Annotated in this window: 13 protein-coding genes; 4 read left to right on the top strand and 9 right to left on the bottom strand. The window is 74.2% G+C overall.

The genetic code is table 11. The features are described from left to right. Nucleotide 1: 1 nt before the first annotated feature. Genes BM223_RS05390 through BM223_RS05380 form a run of 3 tightly spaced genes read right to left on the bottom strand, consistent with a single transcriptional unit; the run spans nucleotide 2 to nucleotide 3,221 of the window. Nucleotides 2-973, bottom strand: a complete 972-nt coding sequence (locus tag BM223_RS05390) for a dipeptidase (protein WP_038681035.1) — start codon at nucleotides 971-973, stop codon at nucleotides 2-4. 14 nt (nucleotides 974-987) lie between these two features. Beyond that, a complete protein-coding gene (locus tag BM223_RS05385; protein WP_038681037.1) occupies nucleotides 988-1,980 on the bottom strand; it encodes an ornithine cyclodeaminase family protein in 993 nt (330 codons plus the stop codon). Then, nucleotides 1,977-3,221, bottom strand: a complete 1,245-nt coding sequence (locus BM223_RS05380; RefSeq protein WP_038681039.1) for an NAD(P)/FAD-dependent oxidoreductase — start codon at nucleotides 3,219-3,221, stop codon at nucleotides 1,977-1,979. Before BM223_RS05380 ends, BM223_RS05385 begins: the two co-directional genes overlap by 4 nt. A 120-nt stretch (nucleotides 3,222-3,341) precedes the next feature. On the opposite strand from BM223_RS05380, the gene BM223_RS05375 reads away from it, so the two are divergent. Genes BM223_RS05375 through BM223_RS05365 form a run of 3 tightly spaced genes read left to right on the top strand, consistent with a single transcriptional unit; the run spans nucleotide 3,342 to nucleotide 7,325 of the window. Then, on the top strand, nucleotides 3,342-4,001 hold the full coding sequence (locus BM223_RS05375) for a hypothetical protein (RefSeq protein ID WP_052138941.1): 660 nt from the start codon (nucleotides 3,342-3,344) through the stop codon (nucleotides 3,999-4,001). A gap of 46 nt (nucleotides 4,002-4,047) precedes the next feature. Next, nucleotides 4,048-5,232 (top strand): serine hydrolase domain-containing protein, encoded by a 1,185-nt coding sequence (locus BM223_RS05370; RefSeq protein ID WP_038681041.1) that lies wholly within the window; start codon nucleotides 4,048-4,050, stop codon nucleotides 5,230-5,232. Beyond that, nucleotides 5,229-7,325: a prolyl oligopeptidase family serine peptidase gene (locus BM223_RS05365; RefSeq protein WP_052138942.1), complete on the top strand. Its 2,097-nt coding sequence runs from the start codon at nucleotides 5,229-5,231 to the stop codon at nucleotides 7,323-7,325. Before BM223_RS05370 ends, BM223_RS05365 begins: the two co-directional genes overlap by 4 nt. 14 nt (nucleotides 7,326-7,339) lie before the next feature. On the opposite strand, the gene BM223_RS05360 is transcribed toward BM223_RS05365, so the two are convergent. Next, nucleotides 7,340-8,383 carry a dipeptidase gene (locus BM223_RS05360; protein ID WP_075018526.1) on the bottom strand — a complete coding sequence of 348 codons (1,044 nt, stop codon included), beginning with the start codon at nucleotides 8,381-8,383 and terminating at the stop codon, nucleotides 7,340-7,342. After that, nucleotides 8,380-9,483, bottom strand: a complete 1,104-nt coding sequence (gene menC / locus BM223_RS05355) for an o-succinylbenzoate synthase (RefSeq protein ID WP_038681045.1) — start codon at nucleotides 9,481-9,483, stop codon at nucleotides 8,380-8,382. Before menC ends, BM223_RS05360 begins: the two co-directional genes overlap by 4 nt. A 112-nt stretch (nucleotides 9,484-9,595) precedes the next feature. Here menC and BM223_RS05350 point away from each other — a divergent pair, with 112 nt between their 5' ends. After that, nucleotides 9,596-10,240, top strand: a complete 645-nt coding sequence (locus tag BM223_RS05350) for a dihydrofolate reductase family protein (protein WP_038681047.1) — start codon at nucleotides 9,596-9,598, stop codon at nucleotides 10,238-10,240. Here BM223_RS05350 and BM223_RS05345 read toward each other — a convergent pair. The 4 genes from BM223_RS05345 to BM223_RS05330 form a co-directional block, all read right to left on the bottom strand. Beyond that, complete coding sequence (locus BM223_RS05345; RefSeq protein WP_038681049.1) at nucleotides 10,237-10,848, bottom strand: hypothetical protein; 612 nt, start codon at nucleotides 10,846-10,848, stop codon at nucleotides 10,237-10,239. The genes BM223_RS05350 and BM223_RS05345 overlap by 4 nt on opposite strands. Then, nucleotides 10,845-12,230 carry a DUF2185 domain-containing protein gene (locus tag BM223_RS05340; RefSeq protein ID WP_038681052.1) on the bottom strand — a complete coding sequence of 462 codons (1,386 nt, stop codon included), beginning with the start codon at nucleotides 12,228-12,230 and terminating at the stop codon, nucleotides 10,845-10,847. Before BM223_RS05340 ends, BM223_RS05345 begins: the two co-directional genes overlap by 4 nt. A 42-nt stretch (nucleotides 12,231-12,272) precedes the next feature. Continuing rightward, nucleotides 12,273-12,911 (bottom strand): DUF6928 family protein, encoded by a 639-nt coding sequence (locus BM223_RS05335; RefSeq protein ID WP_038681054.1) that lies wholly within the window; start codon nucleotides 12,909-12,911, stop codon nucleotides 12,273-12,275. Nucleotides 12,912-13,015: 104 nt separating this feature from the next. Beyond that, complete coding sequence (locus BM223_RS05330) at nucleotides 13,016-13,228, bottom strand: hypothetical protein (protein ID WP_038681056.1); 213 nt, start codon at nucleotides 13,226-13,228, stop codon at nucleotides 13,016-13,018. Nucleotides 13,229-13,326: the final 98 nt, after the last annotated feature.

Genomic DNA, 13,326 nt, shown 5'->3' with positions numbered 1-13,326 from the left:
GTCACCGGCCGGCGTCCCAGGTGGCCCCGAGGACGCGCAGCAGGTTCTCACCGAGGATCCCGGTGACCTCGTCGTCCGCGAAGCCGCGCCCGCGCAGGGCCGGCCCGACGTTGCGGACCTCGTCCCACCAGGCCAGGCCGGTCGGCCAGGACCACGGCGGGCGCGGGTAGTAGCGCTCGTCGTAGCCGAAGTACTCGTAGTCGTCCTCGTCCTCGTCGATGAAGTCGGTGCCGAGGCTGAGGTGCTGCGGGCCGACCCGCTCCGCGACGTGGACGGCGTGGTCGAGCAGCTGGTCGAGCGTGGGCACCGGGTCGGCCGAGACGAAGCTCGGGAACGCGCACAGCCCGATCACACCACCGGTCGCGGCGATCTTGTCGATGACGTCGTCGCTCAGGTTGCGCGGCGACGCGCACACCGCGCGGGCGTTGGCGTGCGTGGCGATCACGGGCGCCTGAGCCTGGTCGAGCACGTCGTGGCAGACCCGCTCTCCCGCGTGCGAGAGGTCGACGGCGATGCCGACCTCCTGCATCCGCCGGACGACGTCGCGCCCTAACCCGGTCAGCCCGGCGTCGCGCTCCTCCAGGCAGCCGTCGCCGACGAGACCCGCGTGGTTGTACGTCGGCTGCATGACCCGCACGCCCATCCGGTGGAAGGCGTCGACCATCCCGATGTCGTTGCCCAGCGGCATGGTGCCCTGGAAGTGCAGGATCGCGGCGAGGTCGCCCCCGGCGACGATCGAGCGCACCTGCGCGACCGACGTCGCGACGCGGGCGCCCGTCTCCGGGCGCGCGTCCGCGCGCCACCACGCATTCACCGCGCTGACCGCGACCTCCGTCGTCTCGAGCGCAGCGACGGTGACGAGCGCGGCGCGGACGCCGCCGGCGCGCAGCCGCGGCAGCTCGCCCTTGAGGGTGCGCGGGGAGATGCCGGCGGCACAGCCGTCGACGCACAGGGCGTCGGTCGGGTCGGTCATCGATCGGTGTCCTTTCACTGCGAGAGGTTCAGGTGCTGCCCGGCGCCGCGTTCACGGGCGGTGGCGATCACGGCCGCGGCAGCGGCCGCGTCCTGCAGCCCGATGCCGGTGCTGTTGTAGAAGACGAGGTCACTCGGGAACCGCCGTCCCGGAGCGGCTCCCACGAGCACGTCGCCGAGAGCGACCACGTCGTCGTCGGTGAGCAGACCGCTCGCGAGCGCCGCGACGACCGGTCCGGCCTGGACCCGCGCGCTCGTCCGGTCGTCGACGACGACGCGGGCCGCCCGGGCGATCAGGTCCTGGCCCACCTCGCAGCGGGTCGGCGAGATCGAGCCGAGCGAGACGACGAGCGCGCCGTCGGCGATCCAGTCGGCCTCGACGACGGGCGTGTGCGCGGTGGTGCCCAGCACGACCACCTGCGCGTCGGCGACCGCCGTGCGCACGTCGGGTGCCGACCGGACGACGAGCCCGGTGTCGGCCACCAGCTCCGCCGCGACGGCCGCCGAGCGCGACGCCGAGCGGCCCGCGAGCCGGACCTCGCCGGTCCGTCCGCGCGCGGCGAGCGCCCGCACGTGCGCGGCGGCCTGCACGCCCGTCCCGATCATCGCGACCTGCAGCGGGCCCGCGACCGCGAGCGCCTCGACGGCGACCATCGTGGCGGCCGCGGTCCGCCGGGTCGTGATCTCGGTGCCCTCGATGATCGCGGCGAGCCGGCCGGTCTCGGCGTCGAGCGCCAGCACGGTCGCGCTGACCGTCGGCATGCCGTGCTCGGCGTTGGCCGGGTTGACGCTGCCGAACTTGCAGACCGCGCCGAACGGCAGCATCCGCGAGGCGTAGGTGAAGCAGAGGTCGTCGAGCCCGTCGAACTCCAGCATGATCTTCGACGACGGCCTCGGCGCTCCTTCCCCGATGGCCGTGAATGCCCGTACCTGCGAGGCATACGCCGTGTCGGCGTCGAGCAGCTCAGCGACGTCGCTGCGGCTCAGGACCAGGATCTCGTCGGTCATCCCACCGCTCCCTTCGTGCGCCGGCCGCTGCCGGACGCGATCAGCTCGGAGACGATCTCGCCCGTGACCGGCGCGAGCGTCATGCCCAGCGTGCCGTGCCCCGTGGCCAGGACCAGGTTGGCGACGCGCCGGTCGCGGCCGAGCAGCGGGAGCCCGCCGGTGGTCATCGGGCGCGCGCCGTGCCAGGCGGTGCCGTCGGCCAGGGCGGCGAGCGCCGGCACGAGGCCGGTCGCGGCATCGCGCAGGCCGGCGACGGTGGCGGCCGATCGGGACCCGTCGGGGCGGCCACCGAGCTGCATGCCGCCGGTGATCCGGACCGCTCCCGGCAACGGGCTCACCACGACGTGCGCGTCGGCGTCCATCAGCGCGCGGCGCAGCGGCGGCCCGGACGTGGGGATCGTCAGGCTCCAGCCGTGCCCGGCCTCGACCGGCACCCGGGCGCCGAGCAGGGCGCCGACGGCCCGGCTGGACGCACCGGCCGCGAGCACCACCCAGCGCGCGGTGACGACCTGCGTCGTCGTCCGCAGCGACCGGATCCACGCACCGTCCCGCTCCGCGGCGACCACGGGCTCGCGCAGCAGACGCACCCCGCGCTCCGCGCCGTCGCGGAGCAGCACCTCGGTGGCCCGGGCCGGGTCGAGCACGCCCTCGTCGGGGAACCAGACGCCGGCGGTGACGTCGGGCGTGAGCGCCGGTTCGAGCGCCCGGGCCTCGTCCGGGCCGACCATCCGGCCGTTGGAGCCGGCGCGCTCGAGGTCGCGCACCACCGCGGCGGCCGCGCGCGGACCGGACGCCGTCCGGAACGCCCACAGCCAGCCGGTCGGGCGCAGACCCAGGTCCAGCCCGGCGTCCGCGAGCTCGTCGTACAGGCGGCGACTGCGGTCGGCCAGCTCGAACGTGGCGCGCGCGGTCGAGCGCACCCGGCCCGGGCGGGCGCTGAGCGCGAACCGGGCCAGCCAGCCCGTCGTCGTCGGGGAGAGCGGACGGCCGACGCTGACGGCGGCGTCGTGGCCCAGCGCACCGCGCAGGCCGGCCCGGAGGTTCGCGGGCGTGGCCATCGGGAGGCAGTAGCCCGGGACGACGAGCCCGGCGTTGCCCCGCGAGGCACCCGCGCCGGGCTCCGGGTCGATCACGACGACGTCCAGCCCACGCAGCCGGGCCGCCCGGGCGACGGACGCACCGATCACGCCACCCCCGATCACCGCGACGTCGACCGGCCCGGGGGCCTGCTGTTCTCCCATGCCACCAGGTGTACCTATCGGGCGGCCCCGGCGGCTTCGTGCGGCCGTGCGAACCGCCGCACGGCGCGTCGTGACGGGTCACGAACGGCCGTCCGGTGCGGCTGCGTAGCGTGCGGGACGATGACCGCCTCCCCCGCGCGCGTGCCGGCGTACGTGTCCCAGTTCGAGAGCCCCGACCTGATCGCAGGCATCATCGACGGCACCGTGTCGGCCGAGGACGACCCGCACTGGGCGCGCTCCGGCGCGCGCGATCCTCAGGAGTACGCGTTCTGGGCCTGGCGGTCCTGCGGCGTCGCCTGCCTGCGCAGCCTCCTGATCGAGCGCACCGGGCACAGCCCGGCACCGGTCGTGCTCGCCCGCGAGCTGCTGGCCGCGGGCGGCTACGTGCCGCACGCCGGCGGGCTGCGCGGCCTGGTCTACCGGCCGTTCGTCAACTACCTCCGCACCCGCTGGGACATCGCCGCCGAGGTCCGCACCGACTACACCGTCACCGCCCTGGCCGACGACCTGCGCCGGGGCGCCTGGGTGATCGCGTCGGTGCACTCGACGATCCGGAACGCACCGGCCCCGCCGCCGGAGCGCGGCGGTCACCTCGTCCTCGCGTACGCCGCCACCGACACGCACCTGGAGTTCCACGACCCCGGCGCCCCCACGGCGCGCACCCGCGAGGCGGTCCGGCTGCCGATCGACGTCTTCGACGGCTACTTCGCGCGGCGCGGTGTCGTCGTCCCGCCGGCCGCTTCGTCGCCCGGCGCGAAGAACCGGCCCGGCGCCTCGTGAGCGCGCACGAACCCGCCGTCGCCGGGCGTGGGTAGCGTGCGGTCCGATGACCACGAACCGGATCTCTCCCAGCGCCCCTGACGAGCTCGCGAGCCGGGTCGACGCGGCCTTCCGGCAGGCCGCCGCGGCCACCGCCGCGCCCGGCGTCCAGGCGGCCGTGATGCGCCAGGGCGAGGTCGTCTGGACGGGTGCGCACGGGCTCGCCGACGTCGCGGCGGGAACGCCGGTCACCGACGAGACGATGTTCTGCCTCGCCAGCTTCGGCAAGCTCGTCATCGCGGCCGCCGCGCTCCGCCAGGCCGAGCGCGGGCTGCTCGACCTCGACGCCCCGCTGAGGACGTACCTCGGCGACGAGGTGCCGGGCTCGTCGGTCGTCACCACCCGGATGCTGCTCACCCAGACCGCCGGCTACCCCGACATCTACACGACGCCACAGGTGGCCCCGCTCCTCCCCTACGTCGCTCCCGGCAGCACGACGCCGAGCCGCTACGACCCCGACCGGCCGTTCACCTGGTCGATGCTCGCGCCCGCGTACCGCGAGCCGGTCGAGCCGGGCCGGCACTGGGCCTACTCCAACGCGGGCTACATCCTGCTGGCCCAGGTCCTGGTCGCCGCGCTGGGCGGCGAGGAGGCGATGCAGGACGCCTGCAGCGCGTTCATCCACACGCCGGTCGGCATCCCCACGATCCCTGACCGCGCGTTCACCCTGCGCCGCTCGCCGGACGCCGCCGCGCTCCTGGCCCGCGGCTACGACCCGCTCGCCGACGGCTCCGTCCGCGACGCCTACGACGGACACCGGCCCCGCGGCATCCCGACCGACCTGTTCGGGCTGCCGTTCGGCGACGGGATGTTCGCCGGCACCGCCCTCGGCGCCGCGCGCTTCCTCGACGGCCTCTTCGTGGGCACCGCCTTCCTGCACCCCGAGAGCATCGACGAGATGACGACGCCGACCCCGCAGTCGCTCGCCGACGCCGACCTCACCAAGAAGGCCCACGGCTACGGTGCCGGCACGATGATCGAGGACGTCGCCCGCCGGCGCTGGCACGGTCATCCCGGCATGTATGGCGGCTTCTCGTCCAACGGCGCGACCGACCTGGCGCGCGGCGTCACCGTCGTGGTGCTCGCCAACGGCACCTGGCTGCCCGACGAGGAGCACCCCGAGCGCATCGAGACCGCCTCCGAGTCGGTCTGGCGGGCACTCGCCGCGGCCTGCGCCGAGGCCGGCGCGTGACCTATCCGGCGACCCGGCGCGGTGACGTCGTCGACGTGCTGCACGGGCAGCCGATCGCCGACCCCTACCGCTGGCTCGAGGATCCCGACTCCCCCGAGACGGTCGCCTGGGTGGACCGGCAGAACGCCTACACCGAGGGACTCCTGGCCGCGCTGCCCGAGCGCGCGTGGTTCCGGGCCCGACTCGCCGAGGCGCTCGGTCAGCCCCGCGCGGGCTGCCCGGTCAAGGCCGGCGGCCGGTACCTCGTCACCCGCAACGACGGCAGTCAGAAGCAGGATTCCTGGTGGCTCGCCGACAGCCTCGACGAGCTGCGCTCCGGCGGGCGGCTCGTGCTCGACCCGGACTCGTGGTCCGCCGACGGCACCACGTCGGTGCAGGCCGTCAGCGTGAGCCGCGACGGGCGACTGCTGGCCGCGGTCGTCAGCGAGGGCGGCAGCGACTGGGGCGAGATCCGGCTCCACGACCTCGACCGCGACGAGCCGCTGCCCGACGCACCCATCCAGACCAAGCACTTCGCGCCCGTGTGGCTGCCCGACCACGCGTCGTACGTCTACGCGGCGCCGCAGCGCGAGCGCACCATGACCGGCACCGACGCCGAGGAGTCGGGTCCGATGCGGGTGCTGCGGCACGTGCTCGGCACGCCCGAGTCGGCCGACGAGGTCCTGGTCGACCTGCCCTCGCTGCCGCGCGTGCTCTTCGAGTCGGTCCAGGTCTCGCACGACGAGCGCTGGCTGCTGGTGACGTTCGCCGACGGCACCGAGCAGCGCACCCGGGTCTGGGCCCATCCGCTCACCACCGCGGCGGGCCGCACCGCCATCGCGGCGCCGAGGAAGGTCGTCGACGACGCGGTCGCCCGCTTCGAGGTGGTCCGGGTCGACGGGGACGTGCTGATCTGCACCACCGACCTCGACGCCGACCGCGGTCGCGTCGTGGCGATCGACCTCGACGCCGCGGATCCGGCCCCCGTCCCGCTCCCCCGGACGCTCATCGCCGAGACCGCCGACCAGCTGATCGGCGTCCTGGCGCCCGGCGACGAGCTGCTCGCCGTCCGCCTGGTCGACGCGCAGCCGTGCTTCGACCGGTACTCCCTGAGCGGGACGCACCTCGGTCGGCTCGCGGCAGCGGCCGGCGCGCTTCCCCCCTATGGCGGCCTGTGGGCCGATCCCACGAGTGCCGACTTCTTCCTCGGCATCTCCACGGTCACCCAGCCGCTCCTGGCGCTGCGCGGCACCGCGGGCTCCGACGACCTCGAGCCGCTCGACGACCTGGTCCCGCCCGGTGGTGCCTACGACCCACCCGCCGTCACCGTGAGCCGGGTGCGCGCTGCCAGCAAGGACGGAACGGAGGTCCCGTACTTCCACGTGCGCCGGGCCGACCAGGACCCGGCCGCCGCGGTGCCCACGCTCGTCTACGGGTACGGCGGCTTCGGCATCCCCGTGGGCGCCGACTACATGGAGATCTACCCGGCCTGGCTCGAGGCCGGCGGCGCGATCGCGATCGCGAACCTGCGCGGCGGCGGCGAGTACGGCACGGCCTGGTACGAGGCCGGGCGACGTGAGCACAAGCAGAACGTCTTCGACGACTTCATCGCCGTGGGCGAGCACCTGCTGGCGTCCGGGGCCGCCGACCACCTGGTGCTGCACGGCGGCAGCAACGGCGGACTCCTGGTGGCCGCGGTGCTGACCCAGCGGCCCGACCTGGCGACCGTCGTCCTGCCGGCAGTGGGGGTGATGGACCTGCTCCGGTTCCACCTGTTCACGTTCGGCGCGGCCTGGATCTCCGACTACGGCGACCCGGACGACCCCGACGACTTCGCCGTGGCGCTGGCCTACTCACCCCTCCACAACGTCCGTCCGGCGTCCTATCCTGCGACGATGATCGTCACCGGCGACCACGACGACCGCGTCGTCCCGTCGCACAGCCACAAGCTCACCGCGACGCTGCAGCGCGCCCAGCGAGGGCCGGCTCCGATCGTGACGCGCGTCGAGCGCGCCGCGGGCCACGGTGCGGGCAAGGCGACCTCGCAGGTCGTCGCCGAGACGGCAGACATGCTCGCGTTCGCCGCCCACCACGTGGGCCTGGTGCCCGGCTGAGGCTCGTCCGGCGATCAGGCGGGACGGCCGAGCTCGGTCCGGAAGAGCCGCTGCACGTTGGCTCCCAGCACCGCGACGACGTCGTCCTCGGCCCAGCCGCGGCGCAGGAGCGCCTCGGTGACGAGGGGAAGCCCGGCCGGGCCCTCCAGGCCGGGGATGTAGGCGTCGGGCGGGATGTCGTCGCCCGGGACCGGCTCGCAGCACGGCGGCTGGGTGTCGGCGAGGACCTCCTTGACGAAGTCCGGCCCGATGCCGACGTGGGCGATGCCGGCTACGTCCACCACGTGCTCCAGGTGGTCGACGAGCCGGTCGATCGAGTGGTCGGTCGCGTGCAGGTAGGGAGCGAAGAAGTTCACGCACACCACGCCACCGGTCGCCGCGATCGCCCGCAGCTGCGTGTCTCCGAGGTTGCGGTGGTGGTCGAGCAGCGCCCGGGCCGACGAGTGGGTCGCGATGAGCGGGCGGGTCGCGAGCTCGAGCACGTGGTCGACGCCGCCGAGACCGAGGTGGCTCAGGTCGAACATCATCCCGAGCCGCTCCATCTCGGCCAGCGCCTCGACGCCGGCGCGCGTGAGCCGGCTGCCGGCATCGTCCTCGCTGCTGCCGTCGGCGAGCATCGTGCGGCCGAAGTGTGCGATCGACGCCACCCGGACGCCGAGCCGGTGTAGCGTCGCGAGCAGCTCGACGTCGTCGCCGACGCCGGGGGCGCTCTCGAGCGCGAGCACCAGCGCGATCCTGCCCTCGGCCAGCGCGCGGTCGACCTCGGCGCCGTCGCGGCAGAGCGCGACCTCGTCGGCATTGCCCTCGGCGACCCGGTGGGCCGCCTCGACCATGCGCAGCGTGTGCCGCAGTGCACCCTCGGGCCGGTAGGGGTCGTCGATGAAGACCGGCAGCACCTGCAGGTCGACGCCGCCCGCCCGCAGCTGCGGCAGCCACTGCTCGCGGAAGAACCCCGCCCACCGCTCGACCGGTCGCGCGACGACCGCGCAGAGCAGGTCGTTGTGGGTGTCCGCGACGACGGCGCGGCGGTGCAGGGCCGCGCTCGTCCCGGTGCTCACCAGGTCACCCACTCCGAGCGGACGGTGACCTCGGCGAGGACGTCCGGCAGCGGCGTCACGCCCAGCCCCGGACCGGTGGGGACGGCGAGGTGGCCGTCGTCCATCCGGAACGGCTCGGTGAGGTCGGTGCGGTAGTAGCGGTCGGAGGCCGAGGTGTCGCCCGGCAGCGTGAACCCGGGCAGCGCCGCGAGCGCGACGTTCGCCGCGCGCCCGAGCCCCGTCTCGAGCATGCCCCCGCACCAGACCGGGATGTCGTGCGCCATGCAGACATCATGGATCCGCCGCGACTCGAGATAGCCACCGACCCGGCCGGGCTTGATGTTCACGATCGAGCACGCGCCGAGCGCGATGGCGTCCGCCGCCGCGCGAGCCGACACGATCGACTCGTCCAGGCAGATCGGCGTGCTCATCACCCGGGCGAGCTGGGCGTGGCCGACGATGTCCTCCTCGTCGAGCGGCTGCTCGATCAGGAGCAGGTCGAACGGGTCGAGCCTCGCGAGGTGGCGCGCGTCCTGGCGCCGGTAGGCGGTGTTGGCGTCGACCTGGAGCGGGATGTCGGGATAGCGCTCGCGCACGGCACGCACCGGCGCGACGTCCCAGCCGGGCTCGATCTTGAGCTTCACCCGGACGTAGCCCTCGGCCACGTACCGGTCGACGGCGTCGAGCAGCTCTCCGATGGAGTCCATGATCCCCACCGAGACCCCGCACGGGACCGTCTCCCGCGCCGCACCCAGCGCCGTGCCGAAGGACGTCCCGGCGGCCCGCAGCTCGGCGTCCAGGACGGCCATCTCGAGCGCCGCCTTCGCCATCCGGTGACCCTTGACCGGCGCCAGCACCCGCCCCACCTGGTCCGCCGACAGATCCCCGACGTCGGTCAGGGCCGGCACCAGGAATCGCTTGAGGACGTCGACGCACCCCTCGACGTACTCGGACGAGTAAAGCGGCTCGGCCATCGCCACGCACTCACCCCATCCCTCCCCCTCGTCGGTCACGACGCGCAGCAGCAGCGCCTCGCGCTCGGTCTCGGTGCCGAACGACGTGCGGAAGGGGGCGACGAGCGGCAGCGCCACCGTCACGAGCTCGATCCCGGTCAGCTTCATGGGGCCATGCTCGCCGCTGGCCGCCGCCCGCGCGTGGTCGCGCGGTACGGCGGCACGCGGGCCGTTTCGTAGCGGGCGACGACCGGCGACCTGCGGCAGTAGGCTCCCCCGCATGGCAGTCCGTGTCGACCTCAACATCTCGCTCGACGGCTTCGCGACGACGACCGACCAGACCCCCGACAACCCCTTCGGCGACGACTGGCCGCGCCTCACCGGCGCGTACACCGCGACCCGCACGTTCCGCGAGCGCGTCCTCCACGACACCTCGGGCGAGGGCACGACCGGCGTCGACGACAAGTACGCGCAGGCGTACTTCGACGAGCTCGGCGCCGAGATCATGGGCGCCGGCATGTTCGGCCTGCACAACTTCCCCGACGACCCCGACTGGCGCGGCTGGTGGGGCGACGAGCCGCCGTTCCGGATCCCCGTCTTCGTGCTGACCCACACCGCGCCGCGGCCCTCGATCGAGATGGCCGGCGGCACCACCTTCCACTTCGTCTCGGCGTCGCCGCGCGAGGCGCTCGACCGGGCGCTCGAGGTGGCCGACGGCAAGGACGTCCGGGTGGGCGGCGGGGCGTCCGTCGTCCGCGACTTCCTGGCGGCGGGCCTCGTCGACCAGCTGCACGTGGCGATCGCGCCGATCCTGCTGGGGCGCGGGATCCGGCTGTGGGACGAGCTGCGCGGACTGGAGTCCGGCTACGACGTCGTCACCGAGACGGCCGAGAGCGGCACGATCCACCTGACGTTCCGGCGCTAGCAGCGCGCGTCGATCAGCGACTGGGCCGAGGCCGGCAGCGTCGCCGGGTCGTCGAGGAAGCGGGCGGACTGGCAGATCCGGACCAGGCCGTCCCACACCTCGCGGTAGAGGAGCAGGTCCGCCTGCAGGTCCGCCGCCTGCTGCGGCGTGAGAGGGAACTTGTAGCTGCCGTCCCAGTGGCCCTGGCCGACATCGAGATCGAGCAGGTACGCCGTCCGGCGCCGGATGATCTGCGGCGCCCAGCTCCACTCCGGCCCCTGCGGCCGGAACACCACCTCGTCCTCGTCCGGCAGCCGCAACGAGACGGCCCGGTCGCTCACCACGTCCGCGACCAGCTCCGGCGCCAGGGTCAGCCACACCACGGTGTCGTCGCGGACGGCCAGGTGGGTCGCGGCGTAGTGGTTGGCCGGCGGCGCCTCCGTGAAGTCCCAGGCCACGGTGCGGGCGACGTCCGGGTCGTAGCGCGCCGCCGTGGGCCGCATCGGGCGGACGTCGTAGGTGCCGCCGAGGATCGCGACGACCCGTCGTACCTCGGCGCTGTCGACCGGCCGGCCGAGCGCGGTGGCGAAGGTCGCGTAGGGGGTCGGCGCCGGAAGCGGGCGGCTCACGGCTCCTCCGGCAGCGGGATGGGCTGCCAGGACCCGTCGTCGGCGCGTTCGAAGGCGGCCGGGGCGGGCGTGGCGAAGACGGCCTCGAGGTCCGGCTCGCCCTTGATCAGGTCGCGCAGCGGGACGAGCGTCGCGGAGCCGGGGTCGTCGAGCTCCTCCTGGGTCTCGGTGCCGGCGTAGACGCACCAGCCACTGTCCTGCTCGTTGCGCGGCGCGTAGCGCTCCAGCCAGCGGACGCCGTCGCCGCGCACGACGCCCGGCGAGGCGATCGCCAGCTTGGCGAGGCTGCCGAACCAGAGCTCCTCCATGCGCCGCGCCCGCGCGACGATCTCGGGCGCGCCGAGCTCGACGCGGACCCGGAGCAGACCGCCGTCCGCGCCCAGGTCGCGGTACACCGGGAAGGCGCCGTCGCCCCACGACGTGAAGAAGCCGCAGACCCGGCCGCCGGCGACGTCGGCCGTCGCGGACTCGCTCGGGGACTCGCGCATGGCGGCGAGGATCCGGTGGTCGTCGTCGTGGGGACGGTAGTCGGTCGCGACCTTGGCGGACGACGCCTCCAGGTGCTCGCGCAGGGCCGCGCCGAGCCGTCGTACCTCGTCGAGCGGGCGGTCCCGCCAGCCGTGGACGGTGTGCCCGGCCTCGTCGAACCGCTCGGCCCCCAGGCGCGCGGCGACCGCGTCGCCGTCCCGGCCCCAGAACACCAGGTCGACGAGCCCCTCCTCCATGTCGCCCGCGTTCCACGAGGACAGCGCGTCGGGGTCGGCGAACATCAGCCGGGCCCGGTCGACGAGCACGTAGCCGATCGCCTCGGACGACGCCACGTCCCCCTCGGCGACCTCGACCCAGACCGACCGCCACCGGCCCGCGTCCGGGCCCTCGGGGTCCATCCGCACCCCGCGCACGGGCAGTGCCCGGCCGGCCGGCACGCCCCGGACCACCACCCCCCACATGCCGTGGAAGGGCACCTCGGTGCCGGCCGGCGTCCGGTCCAGCAGCCTGCGGACGCGCTCGCGGTGCGGCATCCGCTCGATCGGCCGCAACTCGGCCTCGAGCCCGTGCCCCGCGCACACCGCCGCCAGCCGCTCCCGCACCGCGCTCGCATCACCCGGTACGTCGAACGCGTACCTGCCGTGCACCGATGCGAGGTCCAGGTGACCCGCCGCCCGCTCGGCGTCCGGCCCGACGACCTCGTGGTCGCCGCCCCGGTTGAGCGACGCCGTCAGCTCCGGGTCGAACCGGCCCTCCTCGACGACCGGCGACGCCTCCCCGGACCACAGCTCGGAGCAGCCGAAGTCGAGCAGCAGCAGCTCGCCCGATCGCGTCTCGACCACGCCGAGGGACTCGGTCGGGACTGCGGGGCGGGCGGGCTTCCGGAATCGCATGGCGCCATCCTGCCCTCGGGTGGTGGGGACGAACCTGCGAGCTCAGGCGGACAGGCGGAAGCCCGCGAGGGTGATCTCGAACGGGTCGACCGAGCCGTCCGACGTCATCCCGGTGTAGCCCTCCATGACGAAGCCGAAGAGGTGGTCGAGGGCGGCCTCGCCGAGCTCGAGAGGATGGAACGCGAAGGGGTACTCGTCCTCGTCGTCGTCCGTGGCCGGGAGCTCGCCGGCCCAGAAGGGCAGCTCGAACGCGAGCCGGTCGCCGACGTCCTCGAGGATCTCCCCCTCCCCTCCGTTGACGCTGAGCGCCCGCCGCAGCCCGCCGTCCGGGCCCCAGACGCCCATCGCGAACCAGTCGACGCTGCTGTGCATCGCGTGGACGTGCACGGTGCGGCCCGCGCCCTCCGCGAGGAATCGGCCGCCGACCTGCGACGGCCGGTCCAGGGCGACGCGGCCGGTGCACACGATCGCCGCGCCGGGCCAGACGGCGGCGAAGACCATCCCGTCGCGAGGGTCGGCGTCCTCGCCCAGCGTGCCGTCGGCGGCGGGCGTCACGGTGTGCCCCGGGAACAGGCGCCCGACCAGCGCCTCGGTCGCCCCGCGGTCGACCTCGGGACGCGCCGCGAGCACGCTCGCCACGTCGCCGTCGGCGTAGCAGATCAACGAGGTCTTGGCGCCCATGGGCGGGAGCCTAGGGGGCCGGGGTCGACGAGCAGGTCGTTTCTAGACGTTGAAGCCACCGGGTGAAGTCCCGAAAGCTGTGAGCACCTGATCGGCATACGTCGTCATTCCTCGCGCACGGATGCGTCGTCGCTGACCGATTTCGCCTCCACCATGCGCGTGACCTGCGCCCAGTATCGGACGCCCTTCGCCCCGTTCAGATGATTGAGGCGGTCGGCTTCGTTCTCGGCTTCTTCAGCGTCCTCTAGGACCTTCACAACTGTGACTTGTTGCTCAACCGTCGTGTCGAACTGAGTGGCGTACTCGTCGTACCGCACGACAACAGACAGAACGCTTCGCTCGCACAACGCGAGTATCGGGCAATGCTCGCTGTCCGGCGGCCGAGTTGCCAGGCGACGTTCCGCGAGCCTGACGT

The sequence above is a fragment of the Pimelobacter simplex genome (assembly GCF_900114845.1).
Lineage (GTDB): Bacteria > Actinomycetota > Actinomycetes > Propionibacteriales > Nocardioidaceae > Nocardioides > Nocardioides simplex.
This window is presented reverse-complemented; position numbering and strand designations above follow the sequence as displayed.

Bases quoted from the DNA above. Each gene is read 5' to 3' on its own strand.
- BM223_RS05390 (WP_038681035.1), bottom strand. From the start codon at position 973: ATGACCGACCCGACCGACGCCCTGTGCGTCGACGGCTGTGCCGCCGGC.
- BM223_RS05385 (WP_038681037.1), bottom strand. From the start codon at position 1,980: ATGACCGACGAGATCCTGGTCCTGAGCCGCAGCGACGTCGCTGAGCTG.
- BM223_RS05380 (WP_038681039.1), bottom strand. From the start codon at position 3,221: ATGGGAGAACAGCAGGCCCCCGGGCCGGTCGACGTCGCGGTGATCGGG.
- BM223_RS05375 (WP_052138941.1), top strand. From the start codon at position 3,342: ATGACCGCCTCCCCCGCGCGCGTGCCGGCGTACGTGTCCCAGTTCGAG.
- BM223_RS05370 (WP_038681041.1), top strand. From the start codon at position 4,048: ATGACCACGAACCGGATCTCTCCCAGCGCCCCTGACGAGCTCGCGAGC.
- menC (WP_038681045.1), bottom strand. From the start codon at position 9,483: ATGAAGCTGACCGGGATCGAGCTCGTGACGGTGGCGCTGCCGCTCGTC.
- BM223_RS05350 (WP_038681047.1), top strand. From the start codon at position 9,596: ATGGCAGTCCGTGTCGACCTCAACATCTCGCTCGACGGCTTCGCGACG.
- BM223_RS05340 (WP_038681052.1), bottom strand. From the start codon at position 12,230: ATGCGATTCCGGAAGCCCGCCCGCCCCGCAGTCCCGACCGAGTCCCTC.
- BM223_RS05335 (WP_038681054.1), bottom strand. From the start codon at position 12,911: ATGGGCGCCAAGACCTCGTTGATCTGCTACGCCGACGGCGACGTGGCG.